This is a genomic window from Variovorax sp. PvP013, from assembly GCF_050435945.1.
GTDB lineage: Bacteria > Pseudomonadota > Gammaproteobacteria > Burkholderiales > Burkholderiaceae_C > Variovorax.
Genome location: NZ_JBNDLF010000004.1, coordinates 334436 through 356648 on the forward strand (window position 1 = coordinate 334436; position 22213 = coordinate 356648).

Annotated in this window: 22 protein-coding genes; 15 read left to right on the forward strand and 7 right to left on the reverse strand. The window is 72.2% G+C overall.

Annotated elements, in window-relative coordinates; translation table 11 throughout:
- Positions 1-20 precede the first annotated feature (20 nt).
- Positions 21-1127 carry a fatty acid desaturase gene (locus tag ABID77_RS14350; protein WP_429596984.1) on the reverse strand — a complete coding sequence of 369 codons (1107 nt, stop codon included), beginning with the start codon at positions 1125-1127 and terminating at the stop codon, positions 21-23.
- Positions 1128-1322: 195 nt separating this feature from the next.
- Between ABID77_RS14350 and pyk the strand changes: the two genes are divergently transcribed.
- The 4 genes from pyk (at position 1323) to ABID77_RS14370 (ending at position 5772) form a co-directional block, all read left to right on the forward strand.
- The gene (gene pyk / locus ABID77_RS14355) at positions 1323-2771 is read left to right on the forward strand and encodes a pyruvate kinase (protein WP_429596987.1); all 1449 of its coding nucleotides are present in this window, start codon (positions 1323-1325) and stop codon (positions 2769-2771) included.
- Positions 2772-2847: 76 nt separating this feature from the next.
- Positions 2848-3753 (forward strand): alpha/beta hydrolase, encoded by a 906-nt coding sequence (locus tag ABID77_RS14360; RefSeq protein WP_429596990.1) that lies wholly within the window; start codon positions 2848-2850, stop codon positions 3751-3753.
- Positions 3754-3841: 88 nt separating this feature from the next.
- A complete protein-coding gene (locus ABID77_RS14365) occupies positions 3842-4729 on the forward strand; it encodes a fructose bisphosphate aldolase (protein WP_429596993.1) in 888 nt (295 codons plus the stop codon).
- 137 nt (positions 4730-4866) lie between these two features.
- Positions 4867-5772, forward strand: a complete 906-nt coding sequence (locus ABID77_RS14370) for a phosphoribosylaminoimidazolesuccinocarboxamide synthase (protein WP_429596996.1) — start codon at positions 4867-4869, stop codon at positions 5770-5772.
- A 21-nt stretch (positions 5773-5793) separates the two neighbouring features.
- Here ABID77_RS14370 and ABID77_RS14375 read toward each other — a convergent pair whose 3' ends face one another.
- Positions 5794-6282: an META domain-containing protein gene (locus tag ABID77_RS14375; protein ID WP_429596999.1), complete on the reverse strand. Its 489-nt coding sequence runs from the start codon at positions 6280-6282 to the stop codon at positions 5794-5796.
- A gap of 74 nt (positions 6283-6356) precedes the next feature.
- Positions 6357-7277 carry a tetratricopeptide repeat protein gene (locus tag ABID77_RS14380; RefSeq protein WP_429597002.1) on the reverse strand — a complete coding sequence of 307 codons (921 nt, stop codon included), beginning with the start codon at positions 7275-7277 and terminating at the stop codon, positions 6357-6359.
- Between the two features lie 36 nt (positions 7278-7313).
- On the opposite strand from ABID77_RS14380, the gene purE reads away from it, so the two are divergent.
- The 4 genes from purE to ABID77_RS14400 all read left to right on the forward strand — a co-directional run bounded on the left by purE (position 7314) and on the right by ABID77_RS14400 (position 10699).
- Entirely contained in the window at positions 7314-7895 is a 582-nt protein-coding gene (gene purE / locus ABID77_RS14385) for a 5-(carboxyamino)imidazole ribonucleotide mutase (RefSeq protein ID WP_429597005.1), read from the forward strand.
- Positions 7892-9109, forward strand: a complete 1218-nt coding sequence (locus tag ABID77_RS14390; protein ID WP_429597007.1) for a 5-(carboxyamino)imidazole ribonucleotide synthase — start codon at positions 7892-7894, stop codon at positions 9107-9109. The genes purE and ABID77_RS14390 overlap by 4 nt, the downstream gene beginning before the upstream one ends.
- Positions 9110-9152: 43 nt before the next feature.
- Entirely contained in the window at positions 9153-10178 is a 1026-nt protein-coding gene (locus tag ABID77_RS14395) for an L-threonylcarbamoyladenylate synthase (protein ID WP_429597010.1), read from the forward strand.
- Positions 10179-10327: 149 nt separating this feature from the next.
- Positions 10328-10699 (forward strand): hypothetical protein, encoded by a 372-nt coding sequence (locus tag ABID77_RS14400; protein WP_429597013.1) that lies wholly within the window; start codon positions 10328-10330, stop codon positions 10697-10699.
- Between the two features lie 25 nt (positions 10700-10724).
- Here the strand turns inward: ABID77_RS14400 and dacB are convergent, their stop codons facing one another.
- The gene (dacB, locus tag ABID77_RS14405; protein ID WP_429597334.1) at positions 10725-12098 is read right to left on the reverse strand and encodes a D-alanyl-D-alanine carboxypeptidase/D-alanyl-D-alanine endopeptidase; all 1374 of its coding nucleotides are present in this window, start codon (positions 12096-12098) and stop codon (positions 10725-10727) included.
- Between the two features lie 141 nt (positions 12099-12239).
- Here dacB and ABID77_RS14410 point away from each other — a divergent pair, with 141 nt between their 5' ends.
- The 5 genes from ABID77_RS14410 to pyrF all read left to right on the forward strand — a co-directional run bounded on the left by ABID77_RS14410 (position 12240) and on the right by pyrF (position 16444).
- On the forward strand, positions 12240-13301 hold the full coding sequence (locus ABID77_RS14410) for a DMT family transporter (RefSeq protein ID WP_429597016.1): 1062 nt from the start codon (positions 12240-12242) through the stop codon (positions 13299-13301).
- Positions 13294-14019: a tRNA (adenosine(37)-N6)-threonylcarbamoyltransferase complex dimerization subunit type 1 TsaB gene (tsaB, locus tag ABID77_RS14415; RefSeq protein ID WP_429597019.1), complete on the forward strand. Its 726-nt coding sequence runs from the start codon at positions 13294-13296 to the stop codon at positions 14017-14019. The genes ABID77_RS14410 and tsaB overlap by 8 nt, the downstream gene beginning before the upstream one ends.
- Entirely contained in the window at positions 14016-14531 is a 516-nt protein-coding gene (gene rimI, locus ABID77_RS14420) for a ribosomal protein S18-alanine N-acetyltransferase (protein ID WP_429597022.1), read from the forward strand. The genes tsaB and rimI overlap by 4 nt, the downstream gene beginning before the upstream one ends.
- Complete coding sequence (locus ABID77_RS14425) at positions 14528-15550, forward strand: uracil-DNA glycosylase family protein (RefSeq protein WP_429597025.1); 1023 nt, start codon at positions 14528-14530, stop codon at positions 15548-15550. Before rimI ends, ABID77_RS14425 begins: the two co-directional genes overlap by 4 nt.
- Positions 15551-15619: 69 nt before the next feature.
- Entirely contained in the window at positions 15620-16444 is an 825-nt protein-coding gene (gene pyrF, locus ABID77_RS14430; protein WP_429597028.1) for an orotidine-5'-phosphate decarboxylase, read from the forward strand.
- 128 nt (positions 16445-16572) lie between these two features.
- On the opposite strand, the gene ABID77_RS14435 is transcribed toward pyrF, so the two are convergent.
- The 3 genes from ABID77_RS14435 to ABID77_RS14445 form a co-directional block, all read right to left on the reverse strand.
- Entirely contained in the window at positions 16573-18111 is a 1539-nt protein-coding gene (locus tag ABID77_RS14435) for an EAL domain-containing protein (RefSeq protein WP_429597031.1), read from the reverse strand.
- 90 nt (positions 18112-18201) lie between these two features.
- Positions 18202-18429 carry a SlyX family protein gene (locus tag ABID77_RS14440; protein WP_429597033.1) on the reverse strand — a complete coding sequence of 76 codons (228 nt, stop codon included), beginning with the start codon at positions 18427-18429 and terminating at the stop codon, positions 18202-18204.
- A gap of 43 nt (positions 18430-18472) precedes the next feature.
- A complete protein-coding gene (locus ABID77_RS14445) occupies positions 18473-19300 on the reverse strand; it encodes an IclR family transcriptional regulator (protein WP_429597036.1) in 828 nt (275 codons plus the stop codon).
- Positions 19301-19469: 169 nt separating this feature from the next.
- Between ABID77_RS14445 and hmgA the strand changes: the two genes are divergently transcribed.
- Entirely contained in the window at positions 19470-20870 is a 1401-nt protein-coding gene (hmgA, locus tag ABID77_RS14450) for a homogentisate 1,2-dioxygenase (RefSeq protein ID WP_429597039.1), read from the forward strand.
- The gene (fahA, locus tag ABID77_RS14455) at positions 20867-22165 is read left to right on the forward strand and encodes a fumarylacetoacetase (protein WP_429597042.1); all 1299 of its coding nucleotides are present in this window, start codon (positions 20867-20869) and stop codon (positions 22163-22165) included. The genes hmgA and fahA overlap by 4 nt, the downstream gene beginning before the upstream one ends.
- The last annotated feature ends 48 nt before the right edge of the window (positions 22166-22213 follow it).

Consider the following 22213-nt stretch of genomic DNA (forward strand, 5'->3'; position numbering starts at 1 on the left):
GCCAGGGGCCGGCACCGTCTTTACACGCCCGACACGATGACGCGCGGCGTGCTGGTCGGGCGGCCCTCGAAATCGGTCCAGCATTGGCGCGTGAAGTCGTAGAGCTTGCAGGCGCGCGCAGTATCGAAATACCACTTCCAGGAGAAGCGCTGGATGATGATCCGCTCGGGCAGCAGGTGCTCGAGCATCTTCTGCGCCTCTTTGAGCTTGTAGAGCGGAATGCTCATGTCCACGTGGTGCGCGGTGTGCTCCATGATGTGGTGCAGCAGGGCGCCGACCTGCATCGGAAAGGTCAGGTGAACGGTGGTCGAGACGAAGGGCTGGGCGCGCTGCCAAGCCGCACGGTCGTCGTGCCACTGCGCCTTGACGTGGGTGTGGTGGCCGTAGATCACGAAGCCCATCATGTGGAACCAGAACACCACCGGGACCGCGAAGCCCGCCAGCAGCACCCAGCCCACCGACTGTCCGGCGGCGAGCGCGCCGGCGACCAGCGCGGCGATCCAGGCGGCGGCGAAGGCGGTCACCAGCAGGCAGTCCTTCCAGAAGATCGGCCGCATGGTGTTGCCCAGCGCCTTCCTGGTCGGGAACATCATCTTCTTCCACCAGATCTCGACCATGTAGTAGGCCCCCGGGCCCCAGCCGCTGCGGCACAGGCGCTGGAACAACCGGCCGGCGGGCGACAGCGCGCGGTACTCGGCCTGCGTCAGCGGCGCCCAGACGAAATCCACGCCCTTGAGGTTGGTGAAGCCGTGGTGGACCACGTTGTGGCCCATGTCCCAGAGGCTGTAGGCGGTGAGGGACGGCAGGAAGGCGATGCGCCCGAGCCACTTGTTGAGCCGGCGGTGCGGCGTCAGGCTCTGGTGGCAGCCGTCGTGGCCGATGATGAACAGCCGCCCGATCACGAAGCCCGCGAGCAGGCCGGCCAGCAGCTTGAGCCAGATCGATTTCACCAGCACCGTGGCCGTGATCAGCGCGCCGAACAGCAGGTAGTCGATGGCCAGCAGCACGAAGGCGCGCACGGTGGTGCGCTGGGCCAGTGGAATCAGCCACGACCGGATCACCTTGCGGTGGGGCAGGGGCGCGTCGAGCGGCAGGGGCGAGGCAACGGGTTCGGTGGGGGTCTGCATGAGACGGACGGGAAAGGGTGAAGGAATCGCGGCACGCGAGGCGCCCGCGTCGCATTCATCGGAGGACGGGTCGTGGCAGGTGGGAGCGGAAGGCGGCGGGTGGTGCCGGCTGCGTCCCGAACGGTCTTGCATGCCGTCCGATGTCACGACCTCGTGTGAGAATTGTGCCAAAAGCCACAAACCGGAGACCGATCCATGGACATCGTCCGCCTTCCCCGCCACGCCACGAAGATCGTCGCGACCCTCGGCCCCGCCTCCAACACGCCGGAGCTGCTGGAACAGATGATCCACAGCAAGGTCAGCGTGGTGCGGCTGAACTTCAGCCACGGCACGGCGCAGGACCACATCGCCCGGGCGGCGATGGTGCGCGAGGCGGCGCGCAAGGTGGGCCGCGAGGTGGCCATCATGGCCGACCTCCAGGGCCCGAAGATCCGCGTGGGCAAGTTCGCCGAGGGCCGCGTCTGGCTGGAGCCCGGCGCGGGCTTCACGCTCGACGCGGCGCGCACGGTGCCGGGCGACATCGAGGCGGTCGGCCTCGACTACAAGGACCTGCCGCGCGACGTCAAGGCCGGCGACCGCCTGCTGCTCAACGACGGCCTGATCGTGCTGCGCGTGGACGCCGTCAAGGGCGAGCAGGTCGTGACCACCGTCGTGCTCGGCGGCGAGCTGTCCAACAACAAGGGCATCAACAAGCAGGGCGGCGGCCTGACCGCGCCGGCCCTGACGGCCAAGGACATGGAGGACATCAAGACCGCCATGAGCTTCCAGGCCGACTACGTGGCCGTGAGCTTCCCGAAGAACGCCACCGACATGGAGATGGCGCGCCAGCTGTGCAACGTGGCGGCGGCCGAGTACGGCCACCGGCCCGGCATGATCGCCAAGATCGAGCGCGCCGAGGCGATCCCCAAGCTCGAGGAGATCCTGCGCGCGAGCGACGGCATCATGGTCGCGCGCGGCGACCTGGCGGTGGAGGTCGGCAACGCGGCGGTGCCGGCGCTGCAGAAGAAGATGATCCGCATGGCGCGCGAGATGGACAAGGTCGCCATCACCGCCACGCAGATGATGGAGTCGATGATCACCAACCCCGTGCCCACGCGCGCCGAGGTGAGCGACGTCGCCAACGCGGTGCTCGACGGCACCGACGCCGTCATGCTGAGCGCCGAGACGGCCTCGGGCCGTTACCCGCTGGAGACGGTGCAGGAGATGAGCCGCATCTGCGAGGCCGCCGAGCAGGCCGAGGACACCGCGCGCGACACCGACTTCAGCGGCCACACCTACGCCCGCATCGACCAGGCCATCGCCATGGGCGCGCTGTTCACCGCCCACCACCTGGGCGCCAAGGCGATCGTGGCGCTGACCGAGTCGGGCTCCACGCCGCTGTGGATGAGCCGGCACTCGGCCCACATCCCCGTCTACGCGCTGACCTCGCGGCTGGCCACCCAGCGCAAGATGGCGCTCTACCGCAACGTGCGCCCGCTGCTGATGGATTCGCACACCGACCGCGACTCGGCGCTCGACCATGCCGAGGCGCACCTCAAGAAGCGCGGCATCGTGCAGAGCGGCGACGTCTACGCCATCACCTGCGGCGAGCCCATGGGCGCGCCGGGCGGCACCAACATGCTCAAGATCTGCCGGGCGACCTGAGCGTCGCGCGCGGCCCGGCGAGGTCCTTTCGCCGGAGGCCGCGAAACCGATGGGGCCGGACTCGCGTACCCCTTCGATGACCGCACCCCTCCTGTCCCCGCGCCTGCGCCTGCTGGCGCCGCTCGCCCTCGGCGCCGCCGCAGCGCTCTCCGCCTGCTCGCCGGCCCGCCTCGTCAACGGGCTCGTCCCCTCCGACACCTACCGCTTCGAGGGCGGCGTCGCCTACGGCGCGACGCCGCGCCAGAAGCTCGACGTCTACCGCCCGCTGCCGGCCTCCGTCCCGGCCGACGGCCGCAAGCCGCCGCTGGTGGTCTTCTTCCACGGTGGCTCCTGGACCCACGGCGACCGTGCCGCGTTCCGCTTCGTCGGCGAAGCGCTGGCCGCGCGCGGCGCGGTGGTGGCGATCCCCGACTACGGCCTGTCGCCGGCCTTCAGGTACCCGACCTTCGTGCGCGACAGCGCGCTGGCCGTGAAATGGGCGCTCGACAATGCCGAGCGGCTCGGCGCCGATCCGCGACGCGTCCACGTCATGGGCCACAGCTCGGGTGCCTACAACGCCGCGATGGTCGCGCTCGACGGCCGCTGGCTGGCCGAGGTCGGCGCGCAACCGAAGCAGCTCGCCGGCTGGATCGGCATGGCCGGCCCCTACGACTTCCTGCCGATCGACGACCCGGAAGCCCGGGTGGCCTTCGACTGGCCCGCCACGCCGCCGGATTCGCAACCCTATGCGCATGCCGGTGCCGACGCGCCGCGCACGCTGCTGATGGCGGCGCGCGACGACCGGACCGTCGACACCGTGCGCAACACCGACCGGCTGGCCCGGCGGCTGCGCGCGGCCGGCGTCGACGTGCGCACGGAATCGTTCGACGGCCTGGGCCACGTCACGCTCATCGGCGCCGTCGCCCGCCCGCTGCAGTGGATCGGCGAACCGGTGTTGCCATCCGTGACGGAATTCCTGGGGTTGCCGATGGCCAAACGTTGACGTTTCAGGCCGTCGATACAATCCTGCGCAAACTTTCCTCCTCATGCCACCAACGGCTGTCAACGGCCACGAACAAGAGAGCAACGCAGTGAATCAGCAACAACTCGACCAGGTCACCACGGGCAAGGGCTTCATCGCCGCACTGGACCAGAGCGGCGGCAGCACGCCCAAGGCGCTCAAGCTCTACGGCATCGAGGAGAGCGCCTATCAGGGTGACGCCGAGATGTTCGACATGGTCCACGCCATGCGCAGCCGCATTGTCACCAGCCCCGCCTTCGACGGCCGCCGCGTGATCGGCGCCATCCTGTTCGAGGCCACCATGGACCGCCAGATCGACGGCATCGACGCCGCCACCTACCTCTGGGACCGCAAGCAGGTCGTGCCCTTCCTGAAGGTCGACAAGGGCCTGGCCAACGAAGCCGACGGCGTCCAGCTGATGAAGGAGATGCCCGAACTCGACGTGCTGCTCCAGCGCGCCGTCGCCAAGGGCATCTTCGGCACCAAGATGCGCTCGGTGGTCAACCGCGCCGACGAGAAGGGCATCGCCGCCGTGCTCGACCAGCAGTTCGCCGTCGGCCGCCAGATCCTGGCCGCCGGCCTGATGCCGATCCTGGAGCCCGAGGTCTCGATCGGCGCGGCCGACAAGGCCGAGGCCGAAGTCATCCTCAAGAAAGGCTTCATCGAGCGCCTCGACGCGCTGCCGGCCGATACCAAGGTCATGCTCAAGCTCACGCTGCCCACCGTCGACGGCTTCTTCCAGGAGCTGGTCGACCATCCGAACGTGGTGCGTGTGGTGGCCCTGTCGGGCGGCTACGCCCGCGACGGCGCCAACGAGCGCCTGGCGCGCAACCCCGGCGTCATCGCCAGTTTCAGCCGCGCGCTGACCGAAGGCCTGAGCGCCCAGCAGTCGGACGACGAGTTCAACGCCGCGCTGGACAAGGCCGTCGAGTCGATCTACCAGGCCTCGATCACCTGATCTCCGTCAGGCCGCCGGGGCCGCGCGCCCCGCCGCACCAGCCACCGCTCGCGGTGGCTTTTTTCTGCGCGCACAATCCGCCTCTCGCCATTGTTTCCCGCCGTTCCGTCCGTTCTTCCCCATCCACGCCGACCGCCATGACCACCGTCCACACCTCCTCGATCCAAAGCCTGCCCCTGCTCGCGCGCGGCAAGGTGCGCGACAACTACGCGGTCGGCGAGGACCGCATCCTGATGGTCGCGAGCGACCGTCTCTCGGCCTTCGACGTCATCATGGGCGAGCCGATCCCCGGCAAGGGCGTGATCCTTACGCAGATGGCGCTGTGGTGGTTCGAACGCCTGGGTCACCTGTGTCCCAACCACCTGACCGGCGAGGCGCCCGAGAGCGTCGTGACCGATGCCGAGGTCGCGCAGGTGGCCGGGCGCTCGATGCTGGTGAAGCGCTTGAAGCCGATCCCCGTGGAGGCCGTGGTGCGCGGCTACCTCGCCGGCAGCGGCTGGAAGGAGTACCAGGAGACGCGCTCGGTGTGCGGCGTGCCGTTGCCCGAAGGCCTGACCAACGCCAGCCAGTTGCCGCGCCCGATCTTCACGCCCGCGGCCAAGGCCGCCGCCGGCGAGCACGACGAGAACATCAGCTACGACCGCGTGGTCGAGATGATCGGCCCGGTCCTGGCGCAGCAGATCCGCGAGACCAGCATCGCGATCTACGAGACCGCCGCGCGGATCGCGCTGACCAAGGGAATGATCATCGCCGACACCAAGTTCGAGTTCGGCCTCGACGACGCCGGCACGCTGGTGCTGATGGACGAGGTGCTCACGCCCGACAGCTCGCGCTACTGGCCGGTCGAAGGCTACGAGGCCGCGCTCGCCGCCGGTGCCAACCCGCCGAGCTACGACAAGCAGTTCGTGCGCGACTGGCTCGAGGCCACGAAGATCAACGGCAAGCCCTGGGACAAGACGCCCCCGGCGCCGCGCCTGCCGGCCGAGGTGATCGAGAAGACCGCCGCCAAGTACCGCGAGGCGCTGGAGCGGCTGACGGGCTGAGGCCCATGCCGGCCCGGCGCGTCAGCGGTTCTCCAGCACCGCCAGCGTGCGCCCGCTGGCGTCGAGCAGCGTGAGCTGGCTGCTGCCGAGCAGGCTGTAGCTGGCCGTGGCCTGCAGGGCGTCGACGAAGGCGCTCTCCAGCTGACCGCGGTCCGCGTCCAGGCAGGCCATGCGCGTGGCCGCGAGCGGGCCGATCCTCAACGTGTGGCCGTCGCGCTGGTAGCCGCCGGTGATGCGGTTGCAGCCGCCCGAGCCACTCATGCGCGTGCCGTCGAACTGCACCTGGGCATCGCGCTGCGGATCGGCACCGGCGGCGACAGGCTGCTGCCCCAGGCGCGCGAGGCGCCAGACGCGCGACTCGATCGGCTCGTCCAGGCTGATGCCCGAGCCGCACGCCGACAGCGCCGCCGCGCTCGCCACGGCCATCAGCACCGCCAGGGCGCCGCGCCGTCGTGCGGGGGAGGGCGGCAGGATCGCGGGAGCAGCGTGGCGGTCGTCGAAGAAGCGCATGGCGGGGTTCCTTTGTGGCGGTCATTGTGGGCCGGCGACCCGCGCTCCGGCGATCGGGTCGAACCCGTCCGGACTCAGCTCAGGACGACGCTGCTGAGGCGGCGGCGGTAGGTCGCCACCGTCGGATCGTCCGGCGGGATCTGGCCGTCGGCGACCTTCGGGCGGGGCGGCTCGATGACGTCGAGGATGGCGATGTAGGTCTTGCGCGCCAGGTCGTCGCTCCAGGCCTTGTCGCGCATCAGGATCTCCAGCAGCTCGTCCATGGCGTCCGTCCAGCGCTGCTCGGCCATCAGCAGCCGGGCGCGGCCGAAGCGGGCGTCGAAGTCGCGCTTGGCCGTGGCGATCGTCGCGTCGAAGGCCGCCAGGGACGGCGCCTCGCCGACCACGGGACGCGCGAAGTCGATGGCGTCCATCCAGCGCGCGAGCGCGTCCAGGCGCCGCACCTGGGCCGTCTTGGCGATCACCGGCGCGAAGGCGACCTTGGCGTCGTCGACCCGATCCTCCTGCAGCAGCAGCTTCACGTAGTCGAAGCGGGCGTCGTCGTTGGCCGGGTCGGTGGCGACGGCGTGCTGCAGTTTCTCCAGCGCGCCTTCGGTGTCGCCGGCGGCGAGGGCGTCCAGCGCGGCCTCCTCCTCGGCGGCGGCCTCGACCTCCTCGGCCGCCGGCACGTGCTTGTCGAGGAACTCGCGGATCTTGTCGGCGGGGATCGCGCCGACGAAGCCGTCGACCGGCTGGCCGCCGACGAACATCACGCAGAACGGGATGCTGCGCACGCCGAACATCTGCGAGAGCTGGGACGAGATCTGCGGCACCTTGTCGGCGTCGAGCTTGGCCAGCGTGAAGCGCCCGCCGTACTCGGTCTCGAGCTTTTCGAGCACCGGGCCGAGCTGCTTGCACGGGCCGCACCATTCGGCCCAGATGTCGAGCAGCACGGGCGTCTGGGCCGAACCTTCGATGAGGTCGGTCTGGAAGTTTTCGAGGGTGATATCGATCATCGGGAGCAGGTGGGCACGAAACGTAAAATTGCGACCATGAACCAAACAATCCGGGTCGGTGTGGTGATGGGCTCGAACTCCGACTGGGAGACGATGCGCCATGCGGTGGAGATTCTTACGCAATTCGACATCGCGCACGAAGCCCGCGTGGTCTCGGCGCACCGCATGCCCGACGAGCTCTTCGCCTATGCCGAGGGCGCCGCGACGCGCGGCCTGTCGGCCATCATCGCCGGGGCCGGCGGCGCCGCCCACCTGCCGGGCATGCTGGCGTCCAAGACCACCGTGCCGGTGCTCGGCGTGCCGGTCGCGAGCCGCCACCTGCAGGGCGTCGACTCGCTCTACAGCATCGTGCAGATGCCCAAGGGCGTGCCCGTGGCGACCTTCGCCATCGGCACCGCCGGCGCGGCCAACGCGGCGCTGTTCGCGGTGGCGATGCTCGCCGCGGCCGGCGACGCCGCATTGCGCGAGCGGCTCGACGCCTTCCGCGCGCGCCAGACCGCCGCGGCCCGGGCCATGACCCTGCCGCCCCTGGAAGCCGCGTCCGAGGTCGCCGCGACGGCCGACGCGCCCAGGGCCGCGGTCTCGCCCTTCTCGCCGCAGGGCGGAGGCGCGCTGTGACCGCCCCCGCCACCCCTTACCTGGCGCCCGGGGCCACGCTCGGCGTGCTCGGCGGCGGTCAGCTCGGCCGCATGTTCGTGCACGCGGCGCAGCGCATGGGCTACGCCACGGCGGTGCTCGACCCCGACGGCGACAGCCCGGCCGGCCGCATCAGCCACCACCACGTCCACGCCGACTACACCGACATCGCCGGCCTGGCGCGCCTGGCCGGCCTGGCCGAGGCCATCACGACCGAGTTCGAGAACGTGCCCGCGCCCTCGCTGGAGCACCTGGCGGTGGCCCGGCCGGTGGCGCCGGCCGCGGCGGCGGTCGCCATCGCGCAGGACCGCATCCGCGAGAAGGCGCATTTCGTGCGCTGCGGCGTCGCCTGCGCGCCCTACGCGGTGATCGAGAACGCCGTCGGGCTCGACGCCGTGCCCGACCACCTGCTGCCCGGCATCCTCAAGACCGCGCGCCTGGGCTACGACGGCAAGGGCCAGCAGCGCGTGACCACGCGCGCCGAGCTCGTCGCGGCCTGGAACAGCACCAACGGCCTGCCGTGCGTGCTGGAGCAGCTGCTGCCGCTCGACTTCGAATGCTCGGTGATCGTCGCGCGCGGCCACGACGCGCAGATGGTGCACCTGCCGCCGCAGCGCAATTGGCACCGCGACGGCATCCTCGCCGTGACGGAGGTGCACGAGACCAACATGCCCGCCGACGTGGCGCGCCGCGCCGTCGAGGCCACCCGTGCCATCGCCGAGGGCCTGGACTACGTCGGCGTGCTGTGCGTCGAGTTCTTCGTGCTCGCCGACGGCGGCTTGGTCGTCAACGAGATGGCGCCGCGCCCGCACAACAGCGGCCACTGGTCGATGGACGCGTGCGACGTCTCGCAGTTCGAGCTGCAGGTGCGCACGCTCGCCGGCCTGCCGCTGTGCCCGCCGCGCCAGCACAGCCCGGCCGTGATGCTCAACCTGCTGGGCGACCTGTGGTTCCCCGGCCCGGCCGCCGGGGCGGGCCGCAACGACCGTGGTGATCGCGAGGTCGCCCAGGAGCCGCCGTGGGCCGACGTGCTGGCGCTGCCCGGCACGCATCTGCACCTCTACGGCAAGGCCGACGCCCGGCGCGGACGCAAGATGGGTCACCTGAACATCACCGGCGCCGACATCGAGGCGGTGCGCAAGACGGCCGACTTCGCCGCCGCCCTGCTCGGCCTGCCGATCCCGCTGTCGGAGTGAACGACGTGCCGATCGACCCGACCGCCGCGTCCGAGGACGCCTCGTGATCCGCGACGGCCGCGTGGCCACGGTCGGCACGGCGGCGGCCGAGGCCGCCCTCGCCGAGGCTGCCCAACGATTGCGCGCGGGCGCGCTGGTGGCCTTTCCGACCGAGACCGTCTACGGCCTGGGCGCCGATGCCGCGAGCGACGAGGCCGTCGCCGGCATCTTCCGCGCCAAGGGGCGGCCGAGCGACCACCCGCTGATCGTCCACATCGCCGTCGGGCCGCACGGCGAGCAGGCGCTGTCGCGCTTCGCGCAGCCGCTGCCGGCCTTCGCGCGCCGGCTCGCACAGGCCTTCTGGCCCGGGCCGCTGACCCTGATCGTCACGCGCCAGAGCGGTGTCGCCACGGCCGCGGCCGGTGGACAGGACACCGTCGGCCTGCGCTGTCCGGCGCACCCGGTGGCGCAGGCGCTGCTGGCGGCCTGCGCCGCGCAGGGCGTCGCCGGCCTGGCCGGGCCGAGCGCCAACCGCTTCGGCCGCGTCAGCCCGACGACCGCGCAGCACGTGCGCGTCGAGTTCGGCGACGACCTGCTCGTGATCGACGGCGGACCGTGCGAGGTCGGCATCGAATCGACCATCGTCGACTGCAGCCGCGGCGTCCCGGTGCTGCTGCGCCCGGGCGCCATCACGCGCGACCAGATCGAAGCGGCCTGCGGCGAGCCGCTGCGCGACCGGCACGACCTGGCCGCGCCCGACCCGCGCGCCTCCGGCACGCTGGCCGCGCACTATGCGCCCGACGCCAAGCTGCGCCTGATGGACGCGCGCACGCTGCAGGCGGCGCTCGACGTGCTGGGCGCGCAGGCGGCGCACCTGGCCGTGTGGACGCGGACCGAAGTGCGCACCGCGTCGTCGGGCGTGCTGCGGCGGCGCATGCCCGACGACGCCGGTGACGCGGCGCGCGAACTGTTCGCCGTGCTGCGCGATTTCGATGCCCGGGGGGTGCGCCTGATCTGGGTCGAGACGCCGCCCGACACGCCCGAGTGGGAGGGCGTGAGCGACCGGCTCCAACGCGCCGCGGCCGCCTGATCGCCGGTCATCGCCGGCGGAAAAACCGAGAAGAATGTCTCCTTCCTAATGCTTTGGTTTCGGTTTTTCAGGCTTTGTCTGGACCGGCCCCGAAGGCAACATCGGCAACATCGGACGCTTCAAGAACGACAAGCTTCCCGGAGGCCGAGATGACCCAGACACTCAGCAACACCGTATTGCTCGACGAGGCCCGCGCGGCCATCCTCGAGCTGATGGCCCGCATGGACCGCCGCCTCGAACCCGTGCCGCAGACGGCGACCGAACCGGCCTTGGCCACGCGGGGTCCCACACCGCTCGAGCGGGTGGCCGAACAGGCCGCCATCCACCAATACCTGGTGTCGGCGAGCCTGCTGCTCGACGTGAGCCAGACGCTGATCAGCCAGCCCGCGCGGCTCTCGCCCCAGGAGCGTTCGCGGCGCTGGACGACGCTCGTCGAGCAGACCAAGGCGGCAGGCCGGGCGGTCTACGGCGCGGCGCTGGCGCTCACCGACCCCGGCGCGATGCGGTCACCGAGCGTCTGAGGCCGGACGCCGGCGTCGCGCCGCTTCAGTCCTGCGTGGCCCAGTCCACCAGCGCGTCGAAGGCCGGGCGCGCCGCCGCGGCGTTGGGGTGGTTGGCGATGGCGACCACCACGTAGCGCCGCCCGCTCGCGCCGTCCACGAACCCGGCCACGCCGGCCGCATCGCGCAGCGTGCCGGTCTTCAGGTGCGCCGAGCCGCCCGAGCGCAGAGCGCGCCGGCGCAGCGTGCCGTCCACGCCGGCGGCCGGCAGCGAGGCCACCAGTTCCGGCATCGCCGGCGAGCGCCAGGCCACCTGCAGCATCCGCGCCAGCGCCGCGGCGCTGATGCGCTCCTCGCGCGAGAGTCCCGAGCCGTTGTCGAACACCGGCATCTCGTCCCCGCCGCCGATGCGCTCGCCCCACCACCTGCGCACGACGGCGCGCGACGCCTCCAGCGTGCCGCTGCGCTTCTGCTGCAGGCCCAACGTCAGGAAGAGCTGCTGCGCCATCACGTTGTTGCTGTACTTGTTGATGTCGCGAATCACCTCCGAGAGCGGCGGCGACGCGATCTCGAACGCCGGTCTGGAGCCGACCGGCACGCGTCCGTCGCGCACCTGGCCGCGCAATTGGCCGCCCATCTGGGCCCAGGTACCGGCGACGGCGCGGGCGGCGAAGCCGCGCGGATCGGCGTACGCCACGCCCAGGCTGCGCTCGCCGCAGTCCGCGACGTAGCCGCCGGCGAAGCGCAGGCGCGACGGATCGGCGAGGTCGGGCACGAGCACGCTCTGCCAGTCGCCGCATTCGCCGGCCGAGAGCGGCACCGTCGCCTGCATCGCCACGCCGGCGAGCGCGGGCTCCCAGCTCACGCGCGCGACCTCGGAGCCGCGGTCGGGCACGAAGGTCGCGACCACCGACTTGAAATTGACCAGCAGCGCGTCGGGTCCGGCGTTGTAGGGGCGCAGGCCCTCGCCGTCGAAGGCGGCGGGATCGGCCTCGACGGTGTCGAAGGCCCGGCGGTCGAGCACGATGTCGCCGGCGATGGTCTGGATGCCCAGCCCCTGCACCCGGCGCAGCAGCAGCCACAGGCGCTCGGCGACCAGCTTGGGGTCGCCCTGGCCCTGGAGGTAGAGGTTGCCCTGCAGCACGCCGTCGCGCACCGGGCCGTCGACGTGGACCGGCGTGGTCCAGGTGAAGGCGGGGCCCAGCAGGTCGAGCGCGGCGTAGGTGGTGACCACCTTCATGATCGAGGCCGGATTCATCGGCGCCTGCGCGCGCCAGGACAGGCGCGGCGCGCGGGCGCCGTCGGCATCGGCGACCAGGAAGGTGACGGCCTCGCGCGGCACCTTGGCGCGGGCCAGCGCGGCCTCGACGCCGGGCGGCAGGGTCTGGGCGGCGGCGGGACCGCGGAACCCGGCCAGCATCGCGATCGACAGGATGGCGCCGACCCAGGCGGCCATCCGGCGACGGCCGGGGGGTGAGGGCGGGAGAGGGGAAGCGGCGACGGGCATCGCCGAATTATCCCGGCCGGGACCGGCGGCGAAGCGCGCCTCGATAATCGGGGGATGTCGTCCGCCGTCCGCCCTCCGCCCCGATTCACCGCGCGCCAGCTGGGCATCGGGGCGGCGGTCGTCACGGTGGTGGTCTGGACGGCCTTCATCCTCATCGCGCGCGCCTCGGCCGCTCGCTCGCTCGGGCCGCTCGACATCGCCTTCCTGCGCATCTGCGGCGCCGGCCTGGTGCTGGTGCCCTGGGGCGCCTGGCAGGTGGCGCGGGCCCGGCGCGAGGCGGCGTCCGGACGCGCGGACGCGGCGCACCCGGGTCCGGGATCGATCCTCGGCCTGTCGCCGCTCGGCCTGAGGCTGACGATCGTGGGCGGCCTGTTCGGCGGCCTGCTCTACGCATTGCTCGCCTACAGCGGTTTCTTCTATGCGCCGGCCGCGCACGCGTCGGTGCTGCTGCCGGGCAGCCTGCCGCTGTGGACCTCGCTGCTGGCGGTGGCCGTGCTCGGAGACCGCATGACGGCGGTGCGCGCGCTGGGGCTGGCGCTGATCGTCGCGGGCGACCTGCTGGTGGGCGGGCGCAGCCTGCTGCAGGCCTTCGAGGGCGGACAGGTCTGGAAGGGCGACCTGTTCTTCATGGCGGCGGCGTTCTGCTGGGCCTGCTACAGCGTCTTCGCGCGGCGCCACGCGCTCGACGCGGTGCGCGCCACCACCGCCATCACCGTGTTCGCGTTCGTCGTCTACCTGCCGGCCTACGCGCTGCTGGCGGCGGCGGGCGCGGTGGCCAGCCGGCTCGATGCCGCGCCGCTGGGCGAAATCGTGTTCCACATGCTGTTCCAGGGCGTGGGCTCGGTGGTGGTCTCGGGCATCGCCTTCACCCAGATGATCCGGTACTTCGGCCCGGTGCGCTCCACCATGATCACCGCGCTGGTGCCGGGCCTGTCGGCCATCGGCGCGGTGCTGCTGCTCGACGAGCCGCTGTACTGGAACCTGATCGTCGGCTTGCTGCTGGTGACGGCGGGCATCCTGTTCGGGGTGAGGAAGGCCACGTCGGCCGCTGCCAGCCCCGTCGCGGTGACTGCCGCCACCGCCACCGTCACCACCGCGAGGCGCTGCCATGGCTGACCGGTTCCTCGCCTTCGACACCAGCACCGATCGCCTGTCGATCGCCGTGCGACACGGCGAACGCACCGTCGCTCACGACGGCCCCGGCGGCGCGCAGGCGTCGGCGACGCTGATCCCGCTCATCCGCGGACTGCTGGCCGAGGCCGGTCTGTCGCTCGGCGACCTCGACGCCATCGCCTTCGGCCGCGGGCCGGGCTCGTTCACCGGCCTGCGCACGGCCTGCGCGGTGGCGCAGGGCCTGGGCTTCGGCGCCGGCGTGCCGCTGCTGCCGGTGGACACGCTGCACGCGTTGGCCGAGGAGGCGCGCCACCGCTTCGGCACGGCGCGCGTGGTGGCCGTGCTCGACGCGCGCATGGACCAGGTGTACGCGGCGCGGGTCGCGTTCGACGGCGACGCGGCGTCGGTCGCCGACACCGAGGTGCTGGCGCCCGAGGCGGTGGTGGTGCCCGAGGGCTGGGTGCTCGCGGGCAACGCCTTCGCGGCCTACGGCGATCGCCTGCCCGGCGCCGCCGCGCGCCACGAGGTCCTGCCGACCGCCGGCGCGCTGCTGCGCCTCGCGCCGGCGCTGCTCGCGGCCGGCCGGGCGGTCGACCCCGCCGACGCCTGGCCGCTCTACGTGCGCGACAAGGTCGCCCAGACCACCGAGGAACGCGCCGCCGTCAAGGCCGCCGCGGCCGCTCCGGTGCCCGTGGCCGTTCGGGGGAGCACGGTCCGATGAGCGCTGTCCTGCAGGCGCCGGAGGCACGCCTCGCGTCGATGACGATCGGCCACCTCGACGCCGTCTGCGCCATCGAGCAGACGGCCTACAGCCATCCCTGGACGCGGGCGAACTTCCTCGATTCCATGGCCGTGGGCTACCACTGCCAGCTGCTGGCCGGGCCGGCGGACGGCGGCGCCGACACCGTCATCGGCTACTTCGTGGCGATGCGGGGCGTCGACGAGGTGCATCTGCTCAACATCACGGTCGCGCCGGCGTTCCAGCGCCAGGGCTGGGCGCCGCTGATGCTCGACGCCCTGGCCGGCTGGTCGCGCGCCCAGGGCGCGCAGTGGCTGTGGCTGGAGGTGCGCACCGGCAACGCGCGCGCGCTGCGCGTCTACGAGCAATACGGCTTCCGGCGCGTGGGCACGCGCAAGGGCTACTACCCGGCGCACGGCGACCGCGAGGACGCCATCGTCATGAGCCTGCGCCTGGACGCGCCCGACAGCGCCTGGGGCGGGTTGCCGTCATGAGCGACGCGTCGTCCGTGCCCGCTTCCGACGTCGCCGATCGCCCCGCGACGGGCCTGCGCCTGGATGCGCGGCAGCGTGCCATGCTCGAGGAGATGGGCGTCAAGGTCTGGTGGCCGGCGCAGCGCCGGTCGGCGTCCGCCGACGCGGCCGAGGCCGGTTCGCCGGAGGTCAATGCGGCCGCCGATCGCCGCGACGGTGGCGAGGCCGGCGCGGGTGGACGAGACCGCCCGACCGCCTCCGTGCCGGCCGCACGGTCGCCGGCTGCGCCCGCCCCGGCGACGCCCGCGCTGGGCGCATCCGCATCCGCATCGGCCACGCGCCCGGCGGGCACCATCGCGCCGCGCGTGCCGGACGCCACGGTCGCGCCTGCGTCCCGTCCCTCCGCGTCCGCGCCCGCCCGCGCGCCGGCCTCCGGCCCGACGCCCCCTGCGGGCCGGCCGTCGTCGCGCGGCGTCCCCGGCGTCGCCTTCGACGCGCCGCTGCGCCTCTACACCGTGCTCGACGAGGACGGCATCGCGTCGCCGCCCGGAGGCGGCTGGCTGGTGGTCGCCGACATGCCGCCCGAGGCCGACGGCCGCCATGGCGAACCCTTCGCCGGCGAAGCCGGCCGCCTGCTCGACAACATGCTGCGCGCCCTGCAGCTGCACGACGGCCGCGCGCCGGTGCACCTGATGCGCACGCACCGCGCCGCCGCGCCGGGGACCGCACCCGTGGCCGGGCGCGCCGCCGCGTCGCCGGCCGACACCGACTTCGTGGCGCTGGCCGCCGCCCTGGCGCCGCGCATCGTCCTGGCGCTGGGACCGCTGGCCGCTCAGTCCTTGCTGCAGAGCACCGAGCCGCTGGGCCGCCTGCGCGGCCGCGCCGAGCCGCTGCGCCTCGCGCCCGGCGGGCCGCTCGACGGCGTGCCCGTCGTGGCCAGCTACCCGCCCGCCTACCTGCTGCGCAATCCGGCCGACAAGGCCCGTGCCTGGGCCGACCTCTGCCTGGCGGCCGACCGGTTCGCGGGACCGCCCGCCTGATTCCTCCGCCCGGCCGCGCCGTCCCGCCCAGGCGACGCCGCGGCCCGATCCCACCCTAGGATGTCCCCCATGAACTTCATCGACAAGCTGCGCGCCGCAGAACAGAAGAACCGCTCGCTGCTGTGCGTCGGCCTCGACCCGGAGCCGAACCGCTTTCCCGCCGGCCTCCGGGGCGACGCCGGCCGCATCTACGACTTCTGCGCCCGCATCGTCGACGCCACGGCCGATCTGGCGATCGCCTTCAAGCCGCAGATCGCGTACTTCGCGGCGCACCGCGCCGAGGAGCAGCTCGAGCGGCTGCTCGACCACATCCGCCGCACCGCGCCCGACGTGCCGGTCATCCTCGACGCCAAGCGCGGCGACATCGGCTCGACCGCCGAGCAGTACGCCATCGAGGCCTTCGAGCGCTATGGCGCCGACGCGGTCACGCTGTCGCCGTTCATGGGCTTCGACTCGGTCGAACCGTACCTGCGCCACGCGGGCAAGGGCGCCTTCCTGCTGTGCCGCACCAGCAACCCCGGCGGCGACGACCTGCAGGGCCAGCGCCTGGCGAGCGTGGCCGGCGCGCCGCTGCTCTACGAGCACGTGGCCGGCCTGGTGCAGGGGCCGTGGAACCTCAACGGCCAGCTCGGGCTGGTCGTGGGCGCCACCTACCCGGCCGAGATCGAGCGCGTGCGCGCGCTGGCGCCGACCGTGCCGCTGCTGATCCCCGGCATCGGCGCCCAGGGCGGCGACATGGTGGCGACGGTGCGCGCCGGCTGGCGCCCCGACGCGCCGATCGTCGTCAGCTCGTCGCGGGCGATCTGCTACGCCTCGTCGGGCGACGACTTCGAGGCCGCCGCGCGCCGCGAGGCCACCCGCACCCGCGACGCCCTGGAAGCCGCCAAGGCCTGATCCGCCCGGGACGAGCCAGCCTGGGTGAACCCGTGACACCGCGGAACCGGCTTCGCCGGGCCGCCGGTGTCGCCCCCTGCAAGGGGGTTGGCGAAGCGACACGCAGTGCGCGGAGACTGGGGGTGAGTCTAGGACCCGAAGAGTTTGGAAGCCTCCACCGGCTTGCTGAAGAGCCAGCCCTGCGCCAGCGCGTGGGGCGCCAGCGTGAGGAAGTAGGCGGCCTGGTTCTCCTCCTCGATGCCCTCGATGACGATGCCCAGGCCCAGCACCTCGGCCATGGCCACGATCTGCGGCGCGATGGTGTCCTGGTCGCTCTGGTCGTGCAGCGCCTGCATGAAGGTGCGGTTGATCTTGATGGCGTCCACGCGCAGCCGTGAGAGGTAGGACAGGCTCGAGTAGTCGGTGCCGAAGTCGTCGATGTAGACCTTGTAGCCGGCCTCGCGCAGGCGGGCGATGGCGCGACCCATCTCGCGGCTGTTGGCGGTGGTGCGCTCGGTGAGTTCGAGGCCGATGCTCGCGGGCTTCAGGCCGGCGTCGTGCAGGCGCGAGGTCAGGAACGGCAGGAAGCTGCCGTCCATGATGTCGCTGGCCGCCACGTTGACGGTGATCTTGTAGTCGGGCCGGCGCCGCAGCTCGTCGCCCAGTTCCTGGAGCACGTGGTTGATGACGAAGCGGGTGATCTCGCCGATGAAGCCGTCCTGCTCGGCCACGCTGATGAAGGCGTCGGGGCTGACCTGCTTGCCGGTGGTGTCGGTCCAGCGCAGCAGGGCCTCGGCGCCGACGCGGCGGCGATCGGTCAGGCGCACGATGGGCTGGTAGACCAGCTTGAGCTTGCCCGAATGCAGGGCGAGCCGCAGCTGACGGCCCAGCGAGTTGGAGCGCCCGATCAGCGAGCTGAGGACGAAGCCGCCGCTCAAGCCGATCAGGAGGCCGAACATGCCGAACTCCAGCAGCACCGGCGAGCGCAGGATCGAGGGCGGCCGACGCAGGGTGGCGACGATGCAGCCGGCGTACGAGTCCGAGCAGCGCACCTCGTAGCGGCGGTCCTGGACGTCGAAGGCCTCGCCCGAGCGCAGCGGGATCGGGTCGAGTTCCAGCGCCGGGCCGTCGGAGAACAGCACCCGGCGCTTGCCGCCGGTCTCGGCCACCACGGTGTAGGACAGCCGCGGGTCGACGGCATCGGCATAGGCCCGGCCGTTGACGGTGACCACCGCGTCGCCCTGGGCGATCATGAGCGCCTGCACGTCCGGGATGCCCAGCTGCGGCGTGGAAAGCACCACCTGCCGGCCCTGGGGGCTGACGAAATCGGGCGTCGGCAGGGCCGTCGGCGGATCGACGCGCCCGACGGTGGACGTGCAGACGATGCGGCCCTCCTGCAGGCGCGAGGCCACCTTGATGTGCTGCGAGGCCAGCACGATGGCGCGCAGGCGGCCGACCTCGTCCTCCGAGCAGCGGTCCTGCGGCAGGCGGGCGATCTGGGCGAGCGCCTCGGCGGCCTCGGCGCTGATGCGGTCGGTGCGCGTGATGTAGTTGCCGGCGAGTTCCGCGGCCTCGACCTGCTGCTGGCGCTGGACCGTGAACTCTCCGATCAGCAGGGCCAGCGACGTGGCCGCGATGGCCATGCCGAGCATGCTGAAGACGGTGCGGGCCAGGGGTTTTTGAAGCATGTTCTTGGGGCGGCAGCCGAAAACCGGGAAGCTGGATTCTCGATGACGTGCGCCGTGCCCGGACGGGAGGGTGGTGGAACGGGCCCCGGCTCAGTAGTGAGGAGGCACCTCGGAGCGCGGATTGTGTCCTGCGCCGGGCCCGCCGGAACTTTCCTCGGGCAATTGGCGGCGCAATTGGTTGAGCTCGGCGATCAGGCGGTCGATCTGCTCCTGCTGGCGGTAGACCAGCAGGTTGAGGCGGTCGAGCAGGTCGTCGGTGAAGCTGGCCTTGACCTCCAGGTCGACCAGGCGGCTCTCGGTGCGGGTTTCGTGGGGCATGGCGGGATCGGACGGGAAGAAGGAGAGGCGAAATCGAAGGGTTTCAGCGGCCCAGGCGTGCCGAGACGGCGTTCGCCTGCGCCTTGAGCGCGCGGGCCACGGGGCCATCCCAGGTCGTGTCGAAGGTGCCCGAGGGGCCGATCGCCGTCATCGCCAGCACGATGGCGCCGGTGTGGTCGAACACCGGCGCGGCCATCGCGCTCACGCCGGGCACCACCTCGTTGGTCGACCGGCTCGCGCCCTGGGCACGCACCTCCTGGAGCTGCAGCTCGAATTCCGCCCAGGACGGCAGCGGTGCCGGTGGCGTGCCCGGGGCGGGCGGGGCGGCCGCGTCGGGGTCGACCGTGGTGCGTTGCTTCTCGCGCCGGCGCTCGGCGTCGAGCTGCTGGCGCACGACCTCCGGCGCCAGATGGGCCGCGAACAGCCGGCCCGAGGCCGTGCGCGTCGGCGAGAACACCGTGCCGTGGCGCAGGCTCACATGCACCGGCGAAGGCGCCTCGGCGATCTGCACGATGGTCGCGCCGCGCGCGCCCCATACGGCGATGGCCACGGTCTGGCCGATCTCGCGCGCCAGCGGCGCCAACAACGGGGCGGCGATGCGCACCGGGTCGGCCTGCTGCAGGCCGATCAGCCCGAGCTGCAGGGCCAGCGGGCCGAGCAGGTAGTGGCCGCTGGCGCCGTCCTGCTCGATCAGGCCGAGCCGCCCGAAGCTCACCATGTACGGGTGCGCCTTGGCCGGCGTCATGTCGGCCTCGCGCGCCAGGTCCTTCAGCGCCATCGGCCGGCCGTGGTGGACCATGGCGCGCAGCAGCTGGCCGCCGACCTCGATGCTCTGGATGCCGCGCTGGACGCGGTCGCTGCCGGTGGCCATCGGTGTGCCCTGTCTTTCGTTCGTTCGTGGGGTGCGTGGGGGGACAGGAGGATTAGACATGAAGCGCCGGACGCTCTAAACTCGCCGAATTCGCTCAAGGCGAATGAATTCAGGTTAGACGAACGATCTGTCCTTCCAGCCAATTCAAACCGATCCCGGAGACCGCCCCATGACATCACCCCCTCTCGCCGAGGCCGCGAAGGCTTCCCCGACTTCCGATCCCGTTGCGGACGCCCGCCCCCCGCTGCGCTACCAGTCGGGCTTCGGCAACGAGTACGCCACCGAGGCCGTCGCCGGCGCCCTGCCGCGGGGGCGCAACAGCCCGCAGCGCGCGCCCTTCGACCTCTATCCGGAACTGATCTCGGGCACCGCCTTCACCGCGCCGCGTCACGAGAACCGCCGCAGCTGGCTCTACCGCCGCCAGCCCTCGGTGGTGGCCGGGCGCTACAAGCCCTATGCGCAGCCGCACTGGACGACCGGTGGCGGTGGTCCCGCGCTGGTGCTGCCGCCCGAACCCCTGCGCTGGGCGCCGCTGCCCTTCGACGGCGGCGAGGGCGCCGAGGTCGACTTCGTCGACGGCATGCGCACCCTGGCGGCCAACGGCGACGCCGAGACCCAGACCGGCGTGGCGGCGCACGTCTACCTGGCCAACCGCTCGATGACGCGCCGCGCCTTCGTCGATGCCGACGGCGAACTGCTGCTGGTGCCGCAGCAGGGCCGCCTGGTGCTGACCACCGAGATGGGCGTGCTCGAGGTGCGCCCGGGCGAGATCGCCGTGCTGCCGCGCGGCGTGGCGTTCAAGGTCGGCCTGCCCGACTCGGAAGATGGCCAAGGCTTCTCGCGCGGCTACGTCTGCGAGAACTACGGCGCGCAGTTCCGCCTGCCGGAGCTCGGGCCCATCGGCTCCAACGGCCTGGCCAACGCGCGCGACTTCCTGGCGCCCGTGGCCGCCTACGAGGACGACGCGGAAGCCGTCGCAGGGGAGGGCGGCTACGAGATGGTGAAGAAGTTCGGCGGCCACTTCTGGCGCGCGCCGTTGAAGCGCTCGCCGTTCAACGTGGTCGCCTGGCACGGCAACCTGGCGCCGGTGAAGTACGACACGGCGCACTTCATGACCATCGGCTCGATCAGCTTCGACCACCCGGATCCGTCGATCTTCACCGTGCTGACCTCGCCGAGCGACACGCCCGGCACCGCCAACTGCGACTTCGTCATCTTCCCGCCGCGCTGGCTGGTCATGGAGGACACCTTCCGTCCGCCCTGGTACCACCGCAACCTGATGAGCGAGTTCATGGGGCTGGTCCACGGCCAGTACGACGCCAAGCCCGGCGGCTTCAAGCCCGGCGGCGCCAGCCTGCACAACCCGATGGTGCCGCACGGCCCCGACGAGGAGGCCTTCGACAAGGCCAGTCACGGCGACCTCAAGCCGCACAAGCTCGACCACACCCTGGCGTTCATGTTCGAGAGCCGCTACCGTCTCGTTCCCACCCCCTACGCGATGGGCTCTAGCGCCCTCGACGACGACTACGCCGACTGCTGGGCCGGCCTCAAGGACCAATTCAAGCCATGACCACCCCTCCCGACACCGCCCCCGGCATCGCCCTCGACGCCACCCACGACGCCGGCCTGCGCAGCTGGGTCGCCTCCGCCAACGCGGACGGCTGCGATTTCCCGATCCAGAACCTGCCCTTCGGCCGCTTCCACACCGCCGCCGACGCGACGCCGCGCATCGGCGTGGCGATCGGCGACCGCATCCTCGACCTGCGCGCGGCCGGTCTGGTCGACCATGCCGACATGAACGCGCTGATGGCGGCGACGCCCGAGCAGCGCGCCGAGTTGCGCTCGCGCCTCTCGCAGGGCCTGGCCGAGGGCAGCGACCGGCAGGCGGATTGGGCATCGTGCCTGGTCGCGCAGGCCGACGCGACCCTGCACGTGCCCTGCCGCATCGGCGACTACACGGACTTCTACACCAGCGTCCATCACGCGACCACCGTGGGCAAGCAGTTCCGCCCGGACAACCCGCTGCTGCCCAACTACAAGTGGGTGCCCATCGGCTACCACGGCCGCGCCTCCTCGATCATCCCGAGCGGCCAGCCGTTCCGGCGCCCCAAGGGCCAGACCAAGCCGGCAGACGCCGAGGTGCCCACGATGGGGCCGTCGAAGCGGCTGGACTGCGAGCTCGAACTCGGCTGGTTCATCGGTCCGGGCAACGCGCTGGGCGAGCCGATCGGGCTGGACGACGCCGAGCGCCATCTCTTCGGCGTGACGCTGTTCAACGACTGGTCGGCGCGCGACATCCAGGGCTGGGAGTACCAGCCGCTCGGGCCGTTCCTGTCGAAGAACTTCGCCAGCACCATCTCGCCGTGGGTGGTGACGATGGAGGCGCTGGCGCCGTTCCGCACCGCCTTCGAGCGGCCCGCGCTCGACCCGCAGCCGCTGCCCTACCTCGACACGCCGGCCAACCGCGAACGCGGCGCCATCTCGATCGCGCTGGAGGTGCTGCTGCAGACCGAGCGCATGCGCGCGGCCGGCGAGGCGCCGGTGCGCCTGTCGGCCACCGACATGGCGCGCGCGGCCTACTGGACGCCGGCCCAGCTGGTCGCGCACCACACGGTCAACGGCTGCAACCTGCAGCCGGGCGACCTGATGGGCTCGGGCACGCTGTCCGGCCCGGGCGAGGGCGAGGCCGGCTCGCTGATGGAGCTCACCGGCGGCGGCAAGCGGCCGCTGCTGCTGGCCAACGGCGAGCAGCGCACCTTCCTGGAGGACGGCGACACGCTGATCCTGCGCGGCTGGTGCGAGCGCGAGGGCGCCGTGCGCATCGGCCTGGGCGAGGCCCGGGGCACGGTGCTGCCGGCGGCCTGAGCGCGCCACGGTCACCCATCGCGCCGCGCGCCGCGGCGCCCCGGTGAC